The 14,571-nt window shown below is 63.3% G+C and carries 14 protein-coding genes; 6 read left to right on the top strand and 8 right to left on the bottom strand.

The window, feature by feature from the left end:
• Positions 1 to 6: 6 nt before the first annotated feature.
• Both POS17_RS11085 and folE read right to left on the bottom strand, forming a co-directional pair.
• Positions 7 to 534 (bottom strand): chalcone isomerase family protein, encoded by a 528-nt coding sequence (locus POS17_RS11085; protein ID WP_060838579.1) that lies wholly within the window; start codon positions 532 to 534, stop codon positions 7 to 9.
• Complete coding sequence (gene folE / locus POS17_RS11080) at positions 535 to 1,095, bottom strand: GTP cyclohydrolase I FolE (protein ID WP_060838578.1); 561 nt, start codon at positions 1,093 to 1,095, stop codon at positions 535 to 537.
• Between the two features lie 423 nt (positions 1,096 to 1,518).
• On the opposite strand from folE, the gene POS17_RS11075 reads away from it, so the two are divergent.
• The 5 genes from POS17_RS11075 to POS17_RS11055 all read left to right on the top strand — a co-directional run bounded on the left by POS17_RS11075 (position 1,519) and on the right by POS17_RS11055 (position 6,769).
• Positions 1,519 to 2,301, top strand: coding sequence for a hypothetical protein (locus POS17_RS11075; RefSeq protein ID WP_060838577.1), 783 nt, complete (start codon positions 1,519 to 1,521; stop codon positions 2,299 to 2,301).
• A 97-nt stretch (positions 2,302 to 2,398) separates the two neighbouring features.
• A complete protein-coding gene (locus POS17_RS11070) occupies positions 2,399 to 3,175 on the top strand; it encodes a helix-turn-helix domain-containing protein (RefSeq protein ID WP_060838576.1) in 777 nt (258 codons plus the stop codon).
• A 100-nt stretch (positions 3,176 to 3,275) separates the two neighbouring features.
• Positions 3,276 to 4,190 carry an aromatic amino acid exporter YddG gene (gene yddG, locus POS17_RS11065; protein WP_060838575.1) on the top strand — a complete coding sequence of 305 codons (915 nt, stop codon included), beginning with the start codon at positions 3,276 to 3,278 and terminating at the stop codon, positions 4,188 to 4,190.
• Between the two features lie 280 nt (positions 4,191 to 4,470).
• The gene (locus POS17_RS11060) at positions 4,471 to 6,021 is read left to right on the top strand and encodes a B12-binding domain-containing radical SAM protein (protein WP_231979023.1); all 1,551 of its coding nucleotides are present in this window, start codon (positions 4,471 to 4,473) and stop codon (positions 6,019 to 6,021) included.
• 169 nt (positions 6,022 to 6,190) lie between these two features.
• Positions 6,191 to 6,769 (top strand): hypothetical protein, encoded by a 579-nt coding sequence (locus POS17_RS11055; protein ID WP_060838573.1) that lies wholly within the window; start codon positions 6,191 to 6,193, stop codon positions 6,767 to 6,769.
• A 13-nt stretch (positions 6,770 to 6,782) separates the two neighbouring features.
• Here the strand turns inward: POS17_RS11055 and POS17_RS11050 are convergent, their stop codons facing one another.
• The 6 genes from POS17_RS11050 to POS17_RS11025 all read right to left on the bottom strand — a co-directional run bounded on the left by POS17_RS11050 (position 6,783) and on the right by POS17_RS11025 (position 11,870).
• On the bottom strand, positions 6,783 to 7,499 hold the full coding sequence (locus POS17_RS11050) for an alpha/beta hydrolase (RefSeq protein WP_060838572.1): 717 nt from the start codon (positions 7,497 to 7,499) through the stop codon (positions 6,783 to 6,785).
• 71 nt (positions 7,500 to 7,570) lie between these two features.
• A complete protein-coding gene (locus POS17_RS11045; RefSeq protein WP_060838571.1) occupies positions 7,571 to 7,960 on the bottom strand; it encodes a hypothetical protein in 390 nt (129 codons plus the stop codon).
• 117 nt (positions 7,961 to 8,077) lie between these two features.
• The gene (locus POS17_RS11040) at positions 8,078 to 9,190 is read right to left on the bottom strand and encodes a succinylglutamate desuccinylase/aspartoacylase family protein (protein WP_060838570.1); all 1,113 of its coding nucleotides are present in this window, start codon (positions 9,188 to 9,190) and stop codon (positions 8,078 to 8,080) included.
• 116 nt (positions 9,191 to 9,306) lie between these two features.
• Positions 9,307 to 10,086, bottom strand: coding sequence for an ABC transporter substrate-binding protein (locus tag POS17_RS11035; RefSeq protein ID WP_060838569.1), 780 nt, complete (start codon positions 10,084 to 10,086; stop codon positions 9,307 to 9,309).
• Between the two features lie 377 nt (positions 10,087 to 10,463).
• On the bottom strand, positions 10,464 to 11,225 hold the full coding sequence (gene cobF, locus POS17_RS11030; RefSeq protein ID WP_060838568.1) for a precorrin-6A synthase (deacetylating): 762 nt from the start codon (positions 11,223 to 11,225) through the stop codon (positions 10,464 to 10,466).
• Between the two features lie 81 nt (positions 11,226 to 11,306).
• Positions 11,307 to 11,870 (bottom strand): histidine phosphatase family protein, encoded by a 564-nt coding sequence (locus tag POS17_RS11025; protein ID WP_060838567.1) that lies wholly within the window; start codon positions 11,868 to 11,870, stop codon positions 11,307 to 11,309.
• A 212-nt stretch (positions 11,871 to 12,082) separates the two neighbouring features.
• Here POS17_RS11025 and POS17_RS11020 point away from each other — a divergent pair, with 212 nt between their 5' ends.
• Complete coding sequence (locus tag POS17_RS11020; RefSeq protein ID WP_060838566.1) at positions 12,083 to 14,062, top strand: GGDEF domain-containing phosphodiesterase; 1,980 nt, start codon at positions 12,083 to 12,085, stop codon at positions 14,060 to 14,062.
• Positions 14,063 to 14,571: the final 509 nt, after the last annotated feature.

Raw genomic sequence — 14,571 nt, 5'->3', positions numbered from 1 at the left:
CGCCGGCTATTGGCCCAGCAGTTGTGCGCGCAGCTGCGGATTGCGCGTGCGCGGGTCGAGCCAGATGGCGAAGAACGCGCGGGCGAAGGCCTCGTCCTCCACCCTGTACTGCAAGTGCTGGTCGACAAAGAACTCCACCCCGCGTCCCGGCAGAAACACCCCGGTGATGCGCTGGCCCGGTTCGACATCGACGAAGGCACGCTGCATCTGCGCCTGCCAATCCTTGAGTTGCGCCGGGCTGACCGCGCTGCCGGACAAGCGTTGGATCTCGTCGAGGCTGGTCTGCACCAGCTCGTCGCGGCGGATCGTGCGCCGATAGGTCAGCTCCAGGGCGAAGGGGCTGTCGTCCGTCAGCGGCAACGCCCTGCCCCAGAGCCGCGCGTGGTAGACCTTGAAGCCGAACCAGCTGAACTCGCCACTGCCCAGCAGCCGGGCCTCGGGCAGCGACGCCTGCCAGTCGGCGCTGGCCGTGGCGCTGAGCAGCACCAGCAGCCACAACCAGCGCCTCAACGGAACACGTCCGGCGCGGTTCATTCAGGAACGCCTGGGCAGCAATTGGAGAAACTCCTGGCGGGTGCTGCTGCAGTCGCGAAAGGCCCCGAGCATCACCGAGGTGTTCATCATGGAGTTCTGCTTCTCCACCCCGCGCATCATCATGCACATGTGCCGCGCCTGGATGACCACCGCCACCCCGGCGGCCCGGGTCACTTCCTGGATCGCCTCGGCGATCTGCCGGGTGAGGTTCTCCTGGATCTGCAGGCGCCGCGCGTACATGTCGACGATCCGCGCCACCTTGGACAGCCCCAGCACCTTGCCGGTGGGGATGTAAGCCACATGGGCCTGACCGATGAAGGGCAGCAGGTGGTGTTCGCACAGGGAATACAGCTCGATGTCCTGGACAATCACCATCTCGTCGCTGCTGGAGCTGAACAGCGCGCCGTTGACCAACTCGTCAAGGCGGGTGTCGTAACCGTGACACAGATAGCGCAAGGCCTTTGCCGCCCGCTGCGGGGTGTCCCGCAGGCCCTCGCGCGAGGGGTCTTCACCCAAGCCCTGGAGAATGCCGTGAAAGTGCTGAGAAAGAGGATCGTGCATGGCGCATGGGTTCCGAAAAGCTGGCGAGGCGGGCAATTCCTTGCACGTGCCAAGGAAAAAAAAGAGCCCCGAGGTGGCCGACCACACAACTGACCCAGCCCCGGTTCCACCCGGGCCTGACCTCGGAGCCCCAAAAGCGTGAAGAGCGAGCGACTGCTCCTGAAAGGACTGAGCAGGCATCGGCACATTTCACCCTTAAAAACCTATACGACAAATTAATTTTTGTACAATTTTTATCGATAAAAAACGCCTTAAACGCCTTAATACTTGTACAAAACAGCATTTAATCGATTCAAAAGCTTTTCGCTGTACAAGAAAAAGCGACGCCGCACTTCACTCCCGACCGCCTCCCTGCCAGCAGATACGCGCCAAATGCCGCGCTGGATGCTAGCGTGGCGCACCGTTCATCCACTGAGTGCACGCATGCTGCTGTTAAAACTGCTGACGGTTCCCGGATTCCTCTGGTTGATCTCCCTGGCGAGCAGGCGCTGGGGACCGAATGTCGCCGGCTGGCTGGCGGGGTTTCCGGTGGTGGTGGGACCGATCCTGCTGTTTCTGGCGCTGGAGCAAGGCACGGCCTTCGCCACCCACGCGGCGGGGGCCGCCCTCTCGGCGTTGCTGGCGATGATCGCCTTCAGCGTCGCCTACACCCATGCCGCACAGCGTCTTTCCTGGCCCGGGGCCCTGGCCGTGGCCACGCTGGTCTGGGCCGTGCTGGCCGCAGCCATTACCCAGGTGCCGGCCTCACTGGGCTTGTCCGTGGCCTGCGCCGCCAGCGCCCTGCTCCTGGCGCCGCGCCTGTTTCCCCGGGTGAGCGCTGTGCCCGCCGCCCCCGCGCAGCGCTCCGACAAACTGCCTTACCGGATGCTTGCCGGGGCCTTGCTGACCCTGGCGGTCACCCTGCTGGCCAGCACCGTTGGCGAACGCTGGAGCGGCATGCTCGCGGTGTTTCCGGTGCTCGGCAGCGTGCTGGCGGTGTTCTCCCACCAGAGCCACGGCGTGGCCTTCACCACCGTGCTGTTGCGCTCCTTGACCACCGGCCTGTATTCCTTTGCGGCGTTCTGCCTGGTACTGGCCCTGGCCCTGCCCGCGGTGGGAATGCTCGCCTTTGGATTGGCAGTGGCGGTGTCGATGCTGGTGCTGGGTTTGAGCAAGCGCCTGTTGGCGCGAAACACGATCGGTAGCGTTGCCAGGCAACATCATTGAAGCGCAAATAAACCGGCATAAGGCCTCGGTATTCAGAGACTGGCGCCGAACTCGAGCACTCATGCATCATGCGTTGTCTGTCTTATGGAAGAGCGTGATGAGCAACATAGAAACCCCAAAGGCTTCATTGGCCTTGCGATCCTACTCCGGCCAGGTTGAGCTGCATGACCACGATTATCACCAGATCGTGCTGCCGCAATCTGGCGCCATGGAGATAGAGGTCGATGGCCGTGGCGGCAAAGTCGACTGGAGCCAGGGCGTGATCATCCCGGCAGGTTGCCCTCATACCTTTTCCGCCAGCACCGCCAACACTTTCCTGGTTCTTGATGTACCGCTTTCATCGCCCCGTACCCAAAAGTTCGAAGCTGAAACCATCAAGCGACTCAACGAAAAAAGCTTCTTTCCGGTAAGACCGGAGATTCGCCACCTGCTTGACTACGCAACCCGCAGCGTTCCATTGCTGACCAACTCACCTGAGGTGGCTCAATCCTGGAGTACCTTGCTGATGTCGGCCCTGGTCCAGCCCCACAGCCACACCCCTGACCACGGACAATTCACCCTGGCACGGGCCCTGACCCATATCGAAAACAACCTGGACACTCATCTGACCGCCTCTGAAATAGCCCGAATTTCAGGCACCAGCGAACGACGCTTGTACATACTCTTCGAGCAGCACCTGAAAACCACGCCTTTTGCCCATATCACCCGCCTGCGCCTGGACCTGGCCATGGACCTGCTACGCGACACACGACTGTCGATCACGGAGATTGCCCATCGAGTGGGTTATGCCGATCAGAGCGCCTTGAATCACGCACTGAAAAAGAACCGCAACCTGACCCCCGCATCAGCCCGAAGGTGCATCAGAACCGGCTGAAAACGTGCAGCCTGGAACAAGTATTAGGCAGCACACGCCAATACCCGACCGATCGTCCTTCCTATCATCCCCGCTTCGAAACGCTCATCGGGCGGGACCCATGACACAAGCAACGACGCCTACCAAAACGCTCTCGGCCTCAAGATCCGCCGCCTCGGCAACCGCCATTGGGGTGATTGCCGTGTTTCTGTGGTCCTGCCTGGCCTTGCTCACCACCCTGACGTCAGGCATCCCGCCTTTTGAGTTGCTGGCTTTGAGCTTTGCCGTAGCCTTTCTGGCCAGCCTGTTCATTCTCGGGCTGCGCGGTGCTGAGGGCTTTCAAGGCTGGCGTCAGCCATGGAAGGTGTGGGCCACAGGCTTTCTGGGAATCTTCGGCTATCACGCGCTGTATTTCTTCGCCCTCAAGGCCGCCCCCCCGGCCGAGGCCAGCCTGATTGCCTACCTCTGGCCCCTGCTGATCGTCTTGCTGGCCGGTGTCAGTGGCGGCCAGCGACTGCGCCCGCGACAACTGCTGGGAGCACTCCTGGGGCTCGCCGGTACGGCGTTCATCATGCAGCAACGCTCACAGTCCGGCGTGGCCAGCATGCCGATCGCTGGCTATGCGGCTGCCTTGCTCTGTGCCTTGGTCTGGTCGGGTTACTCGGTGATCAATCGACGCTTCAGCAACGTTCCCAGCAGCATCATCGGGGCAATCTGCGGCCTGGTGGCCGTGGCCGGAGCGCTTTGTCACCTGGCGTTCGAAACCACGGTTCAGCCTGACTACGGGCAATGGGCGGCGATCATCGGCCTCGGGCTGGGCCCGGTTGGCCTGGCATTCTTTGCATGGGATCACGCGACCAAACACGGCAACCTGGCGAGTCTCGGCGCTCTTTCCTATCTCGCCCCACTGTTTTCCACCCTGTTGCTGATCCTGGTCGGCCAAACCCACGCCAACCCGATCCTGCTCATACCGGCGCTACTCATCATCGCTGGAGCGGTGATCGCTACCTCACGTCGACGCACCTCCGGCGCCTGATTCTCTGTACCAACAAGGAACTCAAAAAATGCATCTGATTGCCTCCCAAGGGGCTGAGAGGCTCGATCGTACCGGCCCGTTTTTTTCGGTAGCCCCCACCAGAGCGACCCTGCAGCATCTGGGGCTCCCCTCCCGAACGACCAGCCATAGCGCCACACGCCGCCGCTCCCATGGCGAAGCCCCAAGAGTGCTGTTATTCGTTCCGCCCTACACGCGCTTGGTCGAACCGGCACCGAAAGACAGCGCATTCACCCAAATCGGCATCGATACCTTTGAGGTGATGAAGCGTGCAGGTACTCCCATCGGCCTGCTGCGTATCGCCACAGTGGCCAGGCGCGCGGGGTACGACGTACAGATCATCGACGCCCCCTTCGCTGGCTGGGAACAGGAGTCTCCCCTGGTGCAAGTCGATCAGGGACACTTGCTGCGCTACGGCCTGAGCGATGAGCAGATGCGCACCATCATCGAGACTGCGCAGCCCGATATCGTCGGTATCCAGTGCAACTACACCGTGCAATGGGGTAACGCTCGGGCGCTGGCGGATCTGGTCAAGTCCATCGATCCCAACCTGGTACTGGTGACTGGAGGCGCGCACTCCAGCGGCGATTGGCAGAACGCGCTGCTGGACTCGGCATTTGATTTTGTCCTGATCAATGAGGCCGACCGTGCCTTTACCCTGTTGCTCGACGCCTTGAGCCATGGCGGCGCCGACATTCATGCAGTTCCGGGGGTTGCCTATCGTGGCCAGCAGGGACAACTGGTTCGCCCTTCGCGCAAATCCAACTACTTGAGCATTGTGCCTAGCCGCCAGGGTCTGGAGGAGCGTCTCGGGGTCATGCCCTTGCCCGACTTCAGTTTCCTGAACATGAACCACTATCTGCAGCCCTATCACTCCTCTGGCGCTCGGGTGCACAAACACGGCGCCTGGGCGCAGATCTTCTCCACCATCGGCTGCAACGTGAACTGCAACTTCTGCTACATCCCCAAGATCAACGGCCCATGGCGTGCCTTGGGACTGGATTGGTTCGACCTGCACCTGGCGGATCTGGTCAATCAGGGCGTGACCGAGGTACTGATCGAGGACGACCATCTGATGCACGATCCGCTGTACGCCATGGAAGTGGGGCGCCTGCTGAAAAAGCACAACTTGCCCTGGGTCGAAGAAGGTGGCCTGAGCCTGTTCAATCTGGTGCTGCTGCACAAAGGCGAGCGTTTCCTCGCTGAGCTGGATGATCAGGAACTGAAAAATCCGCAGTACCGCAACGTCATCGCCGCGATCAAGGGCGGACTGACAGCCCGGCAGTTCATCCGCTCGATTGCCGAAAACGGCTGCTACAACATTTACCTTGCGGTGGAAAGTGCCAACGAGGAAAGCCTGATCAACTCCAACAAGTCGCGCTTCAACGCCATTCAGCAAGCTACCTTTGAACTCATCGAGATATTCACTGAGCACGGCATTCAAGTCACTGGCGGTTTCATGCTGGGTTTTGTCAATCCGCCCGCCACTGCGGGCGCCAAGCCCTTTATCGAAAGCCTGGAATTGATCGAAAGAACCACCGACTACGCGGTGAGCCTAATGGGCGCAGGCATGGCCTATGCAAACCCGTTTATCGTGACCCCGATTCCTGGCACCGCCATGTGGGAATACCAGCAGCAATATGTGGTACGTCACTACGACAATGGCTGGTCCCACGAAAAAGCCACGATGGCAACCGAGCTCTGGAGCGCGGAGGACATCGAAAAGGCCAGGCTGGAGCTTTTAGTCCGCGCCAACGGTGCAGATCGAGTCAAAGAGATGGTTCGGCGCGGCACATGGCCGGTCGATACGTAACCAGCCCAGCGAGAAGTCGAGGCCCGATTGCCACTCTTCGGTGTCTTATGAACCTCAAGAACCGAAACAGCTGGCGGTCATTGGTCCACCACGAAAAATCCTTCTGGAGCCTTCTGTGACGACCATGGGATGATGCGCCCCCCCCTGATCCCATGCCCGGAGATTGTGCATGTCATCCTTCGCTAGAAAAGCCCTGGTCCTGGTGTTCGCCGCGGTGGCGGGCTTCGGTGCGCTGAACGCGCTCGCGGCCGGCAAGTCCACGGCCAAGCAGGCGCCCGGGGAAAAGGTCTCGATGCTTGGCGGCAAGCTGGCCTTCACCCTGCCCAAGGGCTTCAGCGCCTCGGCCCTGCCGGCCGGCAGCGAGGCCGATGGCACCGCGGGCGCCAGCGGCACTTTGTATTCCAACGCCACCACCCGCACCGTGGTGATCGCCGCGCAGAACAACATTCCCAATGCGGCCCAGGTCAAGGACAACGACAGCGCCTTTCTCGATGCCGCGGTCAGCAGTTTTCTCTCGCAACAGGCCGCCGCCCTGCCGGACTTCAGCAAGCAGAGTGAAAAGAGCATGACCCTCAAGGGCCTGGGGGTGCGGCAGATCGACAGCACCGCGACCCAGGGCGGCGGCCAGACCCTGAACTCGACCCTGATCGCCGGTTCCGGCTCGCGCATGGCGGTGGTGCAGGTGATTTCCCGGGCCGCCGACAAGGCCGGCCATGCAGCGCTGATGAAGCAGATCCTCGGTCAGTAAAACCCGCTTCGGCTCAGGGGTTGAGCCCCTGCAGCCAAGCCTTGAGGTCTTCGATCTCGGCTTCGCTGATGCTGTGCCCCAATCCCGGGTAGGCATGGAACTGCGGTTGCAGCGAGGCTCCACGGAGCAGGCGATTGGCCTGCTCCCCGTCGCTGTAGGGCAGGCGCCGATCGTCGGTGCCGTGGCCGATGAAGATGCCCAGGCGCTGCAGGTCCGGGCTGTCTTTCACCTGGCCGGCCAGCAGCGGCAGGATCTTCCCGCTCAGGGCGGCAATGCCGCGCACCGACTGCGGATGACGCAGCCCCACTTCATAGGCCATGACCGCGCCCTGGCTGAACCCCACCAGCACCACCTTGTCCGGCTGGGTGTGATACTTGGCCACCGCGCCGCGGACAAACTGGCCAATCAGCTCGGCGCTGCCGGCCAGTTCCTCGGTCACGCCGTCATAGGCGCCCTGGCCCTTGCGCTGGAACCACTGGTAACTGCCCTGCTCCAGGGTCTGCGGCGCCCTGGCCGAAAGGTAGGTGTAGGTCGTCGGCAGGCGCTCATGCAGGCCGAACAGGTCGGCCTCGTTGCTGCCGTAGCCATGCAGGAAGATCACCAGCGGCTGGTTGCGGGTGTCCGCGGGGGCCTGCTCCAGGTAGCGCAACGGCAGATCGTCGCGCAGCGTCGGTTCGGCGTGGGCCAGGGGCGCGGCCAAGGCGAGCAATAGCGCCAGGTTGCGGATCATGTGCGGCTCCTTGTGCTTGAGGGATGGTCAGAAAATCAGTGCCGGAGCCTAGCATCGCCGGGCCCGCAGGTTCATCTGTCGGGCAGCGCCAGCCCCCGCCAGGCCAAAGGCAGCAGCACCAGCACCGCCAGCCCGAACCCCACCTGGGACAGGTAGAAGGTTTCCAGCCACTGGCCGTGGGCCGCCACATAAAAGCTGTTGTGCACGACATCCAGCACGATGATCGCCAGGGTCAGCAGCAACCCCCAGCGCGGGCGCAGCCACAGCAGCAACGCCGCCAGCGGGTCGAAAAAGCTCAGGGAACCCCAGAACGCCCGGCTGGCCAGGGGCGTGTCGACGCCATAGCCATAGTCCCAGAGCAACCCGTGGTCCATTGCGGCGCTCAGGTGATTGAAGGTGGCCGCCAGCAGGCACAGGGCGAACAGCAGGCGGATAGACTGGGACACTCGCGACACGGACACCTCTAGTGCAGGAACCGGCTAGCCGGCGAAGGGCACGCTGGCGCGTCGAGGGCTAACCCACCGCCGCTTTCCCTGGCCAGCCAGTGCCCGTGCCTCATCGGCCTCGCCCCTGGCGGCTCAGTCGTTGATCAGTTTGCCGGCGCGAATCGCCTCGCGGCCGGCCACCTTGGCCAACCAGATGCCCGGCTGGGTGTAGCGTCCGCGGTCCAGGGCAAAGAGCACGCCGCTGGTGCCGGCCCGCACGGTGCTGACGGTGTCGTGCAGCGGGTCGACCACTTCGAACAGGGCATCGCCGCGCTCCACCCACTCGCCGGCCTCGCGCAGGAAGCTGACCACGCCATGGTGCGGGGCAAACAGGTATTCGGTGCCTTCGAAGGGCATGCCTTCGCAGCACCGTTGCGGCGCGGCGGGCCAGTCGCCGCTGATCAGGCCCTGTTCGGCGAGAAAGCCGAGGATGGCCTCGGCATTGGCCCGGGCCTGCTCGACCCGGGTGTCGCCCATGCTGCCCAGCTCCAGGGTGGTGGCCAGGTTGGCCGGGGGAATGGCCGCCCGGGGAAAATCCCGAGCCAGGCGCAGCCAGGGCGCGGAACAGGACTCGTCGAAGGAGCTGCCGCCGGAGTCTTCACAGAGCAGCGCCACCCCGGCCTTGAGCCGCGCCGCCAGGGACTGCCACTGCGGCCAGTGCTGGGGCAAGGCGTAGAGGTGGATCGCCGCTTCGAAATCGCAGTGCAGATCCAGGGTGATATCGGCGTCACAGGCATGGCGCAGCAGCAATCGGTGCAAGGCCTCCAGTTGCGAGGCCGGCGGCGGCAGTTCGTCCAGCACCTGGAGCATGGCGCCGCGGATCAAGGCGATATTGGCGCTGGCATCGCTGCCCAGCTGCTTGCCGATCAGGTCGCCCACCGGGCCGCTGAGCTCGACGAAGGCGCGGTTGAAGTTCTTGCCGCTGCCCAGTTCGAAACGCCCCAGGTGGCTGCCCTGCACCTGCTGATCCAGGCCGATGGGGTTGGCCACCGGAACCAACTCGATCACCCCCTCAAGGCGGCCCTGGCGTTCCAGCTCGGCCAGACGCTGCTTGAGCTCCCAGGCGGTGCGCATGCCCGGCAATTCATCGGCGTGCAGGCTGGCCTGGATGTACACCTTGCGCGTGCCGCTGCCAAAGCGGAACACGCTGAGCTGGCGCTGGGTGCCCAGGTGGCCCCAGGGCAGGGAATGGTCGATGCGTTGCATGCTGGCTCCAGGGTTCAAGAAAAAGCGCGGTGCAGAATAAAACAGCCGCGCAGAAAAAAGGTGGCGACCGAGTTGCGGCCGCCACCTTTTTTTACCTCATGTATCGAGCCGACGGCTTACTCGCCGTAGACGTCGAAATCGAAGTACTTGTCTTGCACTTGCTTGTACTTGCCGTTGGCGCGGATCTCGGTGATGGCGCTGTTGAATTTCTCCGCCAGCTCCTTGTCGCCCTTGCGCACGGCAATGCCGGCACCGCCACCGAAGTACTTCGGATCGTTGTACTCGGGACCGACGAAGGCGAAGCCCTTGCCGGCGTCGGTTTTCAGGAAGCCGTCATTGAGGTTGACCGAGTCGGCCAGCAGCGCATCGACACGACCGGAGACCATGTCCAGGTTGGCTTCCTGCTGGGAGCCGTAGCGCACCAGGTCGATGCCCGCCGGCACCAGCACTTCGGTGGCGAAGCGGTCGTGGGTACTGGCACGCAGCACGCCGACTTTCTTGCCCTTGAGCTCGGTCAGCGGGTCCTTGATGGCGGTGCCGGCCTTCATCACGAAGCGCGCCGGGGTGTGGTAGTACTTGATGGTGAAATCGACGTTCTTCTTGCGGTCGTCGGTGATGGTCATGGACGACAGGATGGCGTCGATCTTCTTCACCTTCAGCGCCGGGATCAGGCCATCGAACTCCTGCTCGACCCAGGTGCATTTGACTTTCATCTGCTCGCACAGGGCGTCGCCCAGGTCCACGTCGAAACCGGTGAGCTTGCCGTCGGGGGTCTTCATCGAGAACGGCGGGTAGCCGGCTTCGATGCCGATACGGATCGGCTTGGCCTCGTCGGCCGAAGCGGTGAAGGAAAACAGCGACAGTGCCAGGGCACCAAACAGCGCAAACTTGTTCATTTATAACTCCAGGAGACGGAGACTTTTATTGGCTGGTTTCGATTATGGGCAAATCGAAGTGGCCAGCAGTCTAGAGCGGCTCTGAAGCGGCAAATTGTGTTTATGCGACAAATACTTACAAAAACCCTGCGCCTGCGTTCCCGTGCCTCTGCCAGCGCCCCGACACCGTGCATTTTCGTTGAACAACCCGACATTCGCCGCACAACGGTGCATGTTCACCGCCACATCCCGCCGTCGAAGCAGGCGCGATGAGCGCACGCCACGGCCCTTCGCCGGCAACGCTGGGCACCGCCCGCTGTAGCGGTCGCCGGCTTGGCGGCTTGGCGGCTTGGCGGCTTGGCGGCTTGGCGGCCCAGGATGCGCTGCCAGGCCGGCGACTAGGGCTCCGGTTTACGCAGCAGGTAGGTGTCCATGATCCAGCCATGGGTCTCCCGCGCCTGGCGCCGGACCCGCTGGATCTGGTCGGCGACCTCGTCGAGCCGCCCGGAAATGAGGATCTCGTCCGCGGTGCCCAGGTAGGCGCCCCAGTAGATGTCCAGATCCTGATTGCGCAGTTGGCAATAGGCATCCTCGGCATCCAGCATCACCACCCGGCTGTCGGCCGTTCCGGCCTGCCCCGCCGCCAGACGGCGGCCGGTGGTGATTTCCAGTGAGCGGCCGATGCGGCTGAGCGGCACCTTGTGCTGGGCAGCCAGGGCCTGGACGCTGGTGATGCCGGGGATCACCTGATAGTCGAACTGCGCCGCGCCACTGGCCAGGATCTGCTCCAGGATGCGCAGAGTGCTGTCATACAGTCCGGGATCGCCCCAGACCAGGAAGGCCCCGGTCTGCCCCGGTTCCAGTTCCTCGTTGATCAGGCGTTCGAAGATCCGCTGCTTGTCACGGTTCAGCGCCTGCACGCTGGCCGGGTAGTCCACGTCGCCACGCTGACGCTCGGGCGTCTGTGCTTCGACGAAGCGATAAGGGCGCTCGGTGAGGTAGCGTTGGCACAGCTCGCGGCGCAGATCGAGCAGTGAATCCTTGCTCGGGCCCTTGTCCATCAGAAACACCAGGTCGCAGCGGTTCAGCGCCTTGATCGCCTGGATGGTGATGAAATCGGGGTTGCCGGCACCGATGCCGATGACCAGAAGGGTTTTCATGGGGTCGGGTTCTCGCTGTTGAGCCTGGGGACAGTATGGGCGGTGCGGCGCGACCGAGAAATGCGCCGCCGGGCCCGGTGCTCAGTCACGGCCATCCAGGCGCAGGCGCCAGCGCCCGGCGTGGCTCAGGTCGAGGCGGCCCAAAGGCTCGATGTCCAGCAGGTTGAAACTGCTCAGGGGCGCCTGCAGCACCTGGAGCATGGCGGCGCGGATCACCATGGGATGGGTCACTGCCAGCCAGTGCCCGGGTTGCTGGGCCATCTGCTCCAGCCACTGCGCCACGCGCCGGCACAATTGGACCCGCGATTCTCCCCCCGGCGGCGCGCACTGCGGGTCTTCGAGCCAGGCCTGCAAGGCCTGGGGCTCTCGCGCTTGCAATTCGGCAAGGCGCAGCCCCTGCCAGGCGCCGAAACCACAGTCGCGCAGGGCCTCCTGCACCTGCGGTGCGGCGCTGAACAACGCAGCGGTCTGCCGGGTGCGCTGCTCCGGTCCGCAGAGCACCCGCAGCCCGGGCTTGAAGGCTGCCGCCCGACTCAGGGCCTGGGCCTGCCAGTCGATGTCCAGGGCTTCGTCCAGGGGCAGGCGCGCCTGCTTCTGGGCGGCGGTACGGGCATGGCAGATCAGGGTCAGGCGGGTGGCCGGCAATGGGGCAATCTCGACACAGGACAAGCGGGGTTGAAGCGGGGTTGTAGCACGATGACCGGGGAAAAAACCAACGGCGAACACTGGAAAGCTCTCATAAAAATCAAGAATAAACTCCCCCCAAAAAAAGAATCAGCTGATAGGCCACCCAGGCACCGCAATCTTATCCTCCAGCCCTCCTCCACGTTTCGATCCAACCAGGCACCTAGACAACCATGCACAGCGGTATCTGGGAGCACCTCTCCCTCGACCTGGCGCTCAACACGTCGCTCCTGCCGATCATCCTCCTGCAATACGTGGCCATGGTAGGGATCTTCAGCACCCTGCTGATGCTGCGCGAGGACGCCCAGCGCCTGATCCAGTCGAAGAAAGTGCTGCTGGGGTCGATCCTCGGTGCCAGCAACGTCGCGTTGATCGCCCTGGCCTCGCAGTTCATGCAAGCCCCGATGAAAGTGTTCCTGAGCAACGACATGCTGTTTCTTGCCGGCTTGCTGGGCGGCTGGTGGGGCGGCCTGACCTGCCTGGCACTGGTGGCGCTGGCGCGCTTCTGGATTGCCGGCGCCGAACTGTTTGCCGAAGCCCTGTTCAGTTTCAGCATAATGACCCTGGGCGGCGTACTGCTGCATCGCTGGTTCGAGTCGCGCAACCTGCGGTCCCTGCGCCTCAAGGACATGACCCCGGTGGTGCTGATGCGGATCGGCGCGGCCATTGTGCCGATACAGCTGATCGACTGGTTCGGCAGCGTCGATTCCGCCGTCACCGCACAGTTGCTGTCCCTGCGCATCAGTTCGACCCTGCTCTCCCTGCCGCTGATCATCCTGATCCTCGCCATGCTGCGCCGCGAGACCCGCTACCAGCAGGCGCAGCAGCGTCTGCTGCAACAGGCGCTGACCGATTCGACCACGCAACTGCCCAATCGCCGGGCCCTGAGCATCTACCTGGAACGACTGCTGCAGCGCAACGGGCACAGGCTCGGGCAGCACACCCTGCTGGTGATCAAGATCGGCAACCTCAAGGATCTGGTGGCCATCCACGGTCACGACTGGACCGATCAGTTGCTGGTCGGTCTGGCGCAGCAGTTCAGGGACGGAGCGGCCCGGCATGTCCTGCAGGCCGCCACCGAGCCCAGCCCCTTCATGTTTTCCGACCTGAGCCTGGCCCTGGCCCTGCCGGACTGCTCCATCCACCAGGTCGAGGAGTCGGCGCTGCTGGCCACCCTGCAGATGACCCTGCAGGCCAGCCTGCCCGGCGACGGCGGGCTGTCGCCCACACTGCAGTTCTGCGTGATCGATGCCTGCGCCGGCGGCAGCCCCAACATCACCTTGCGCAACATCAGCCTGGCGCTGGAGGACAGCCGCCAGCCGGTGCGCTACCTGCACCAGTCGCTGATCGAACAGGCCCAGAACAACGAACGCATCCGCCAGCAACTGCTGGAATGGGTCCGCTCCAACCACCCGCCTCTGCACTACCAGCCGAAGTTCTGCCTGAGCCGGCGCACGGTGATCGGCGCCGAAGCGCTGCTGCGGGCCCGGGATGAAAAGGGTGAGAGCATTTCCCCGCTGCTGATTCTGGAGGTGATTCGCCATCACGACCTGCTGCATGCCTTCGAATGGGCGACCATCGAAACGGTGATCCGCGATGCCCGGCGCTACATCGACGCCGGCTTGCCGGGGCCCCTGGCGGTGAACGTCTCGGCCTCGACCCTGAGCGATGCCAACTTTGCCGTGCTGCTGATACGGCGCCTCAAGGAGAGCGGCCTGCCCGGCCACCGCCTGGCCCTGGAACTGACCGAAAACACCCTGCTGCAGGACACCCGCCAAGTGGCCCACAACATGCTCCTGCTCAAGGACCACGGCGTGACCCTGTCCCTGGATGACTTTGGCACCGGCTATTCGGCGCTGAGCATTCTGGCCAAATACCCCTTTGCGGAAGTGAAGATCGACCACTCGATGATCTCGCTGCTGCATTACGAACGGATGCGCACCGCGGTCACCATCGCCCAGGAAAGCGCCCGCCTGTACCAGGCGACGCTGACCGCCGAAGGGGTCGAGACCCAGGAGCAGATCGATATCCTGCGGAGCATTGGCATTGGCTGTGCCCAGGGGTATTTCTTCTCGCCGGCGGTGCCTCTGGAACAATTGATTGAACTGGGGATCGAGTGTGAGCGCGGGCAGGGTGAAAGGTGGGGGCAGTGATGGGGGGGGTGCCTTTTGCGCAGGTGGGATGGGGGGGCATATCCGTTGCTGCGGGTGCGGCCACCTGGGGGGCGCTCTTTCAGCTAGTGGGACGGGGTACATATCCGTTGCTGCGGGTGCGGCTACTTAGGGTTTCGCTCTTACAGCGAGTGGGACGGGGTACATATCCGTTGCTGCGGTCACGGCCACTTAGGGTTTCGCTCTTACAGCGAGTCACTTTGAAACCCGGAATGCCGGCCAGCCCAAAGTAACCAAAGGCTCCTGCCCCTCCACTCGGTGCCTCGCATAGCGAGGCATGCCCGAACGCAGGCATTGATCCGTGGGCCGCCGCAATGGGCCATCCATGGCCCAGTGCGGCTAACCCGGCGTCCTGCCGGGTTAGCCACGGCTCAATGCCTGCGTTCGGCCATCGTGTCTAAAGGGGCAGGAAGATCAAAAGCCAGATCAAAAACAAAATCTGAATGCGGCCTGCCGGCCAACCTGTTTCATCGCCGTTCGCATTACATGTA

It is taken from the genome of Pseudomonas sp. Os17 (assembly GCF_001547895.1).
Lineage (GTDB): Bacteria > Pseudomonadota > Gammaproteobacteria > Pseudomonadales > Pseudomonadaceae > Aquipseudomonas.
The sequence above is the reverse complement of the archived record's forward strand: the minus strand, read 5'-3'. Positions and strand labels throughout refer to the sequence as shown.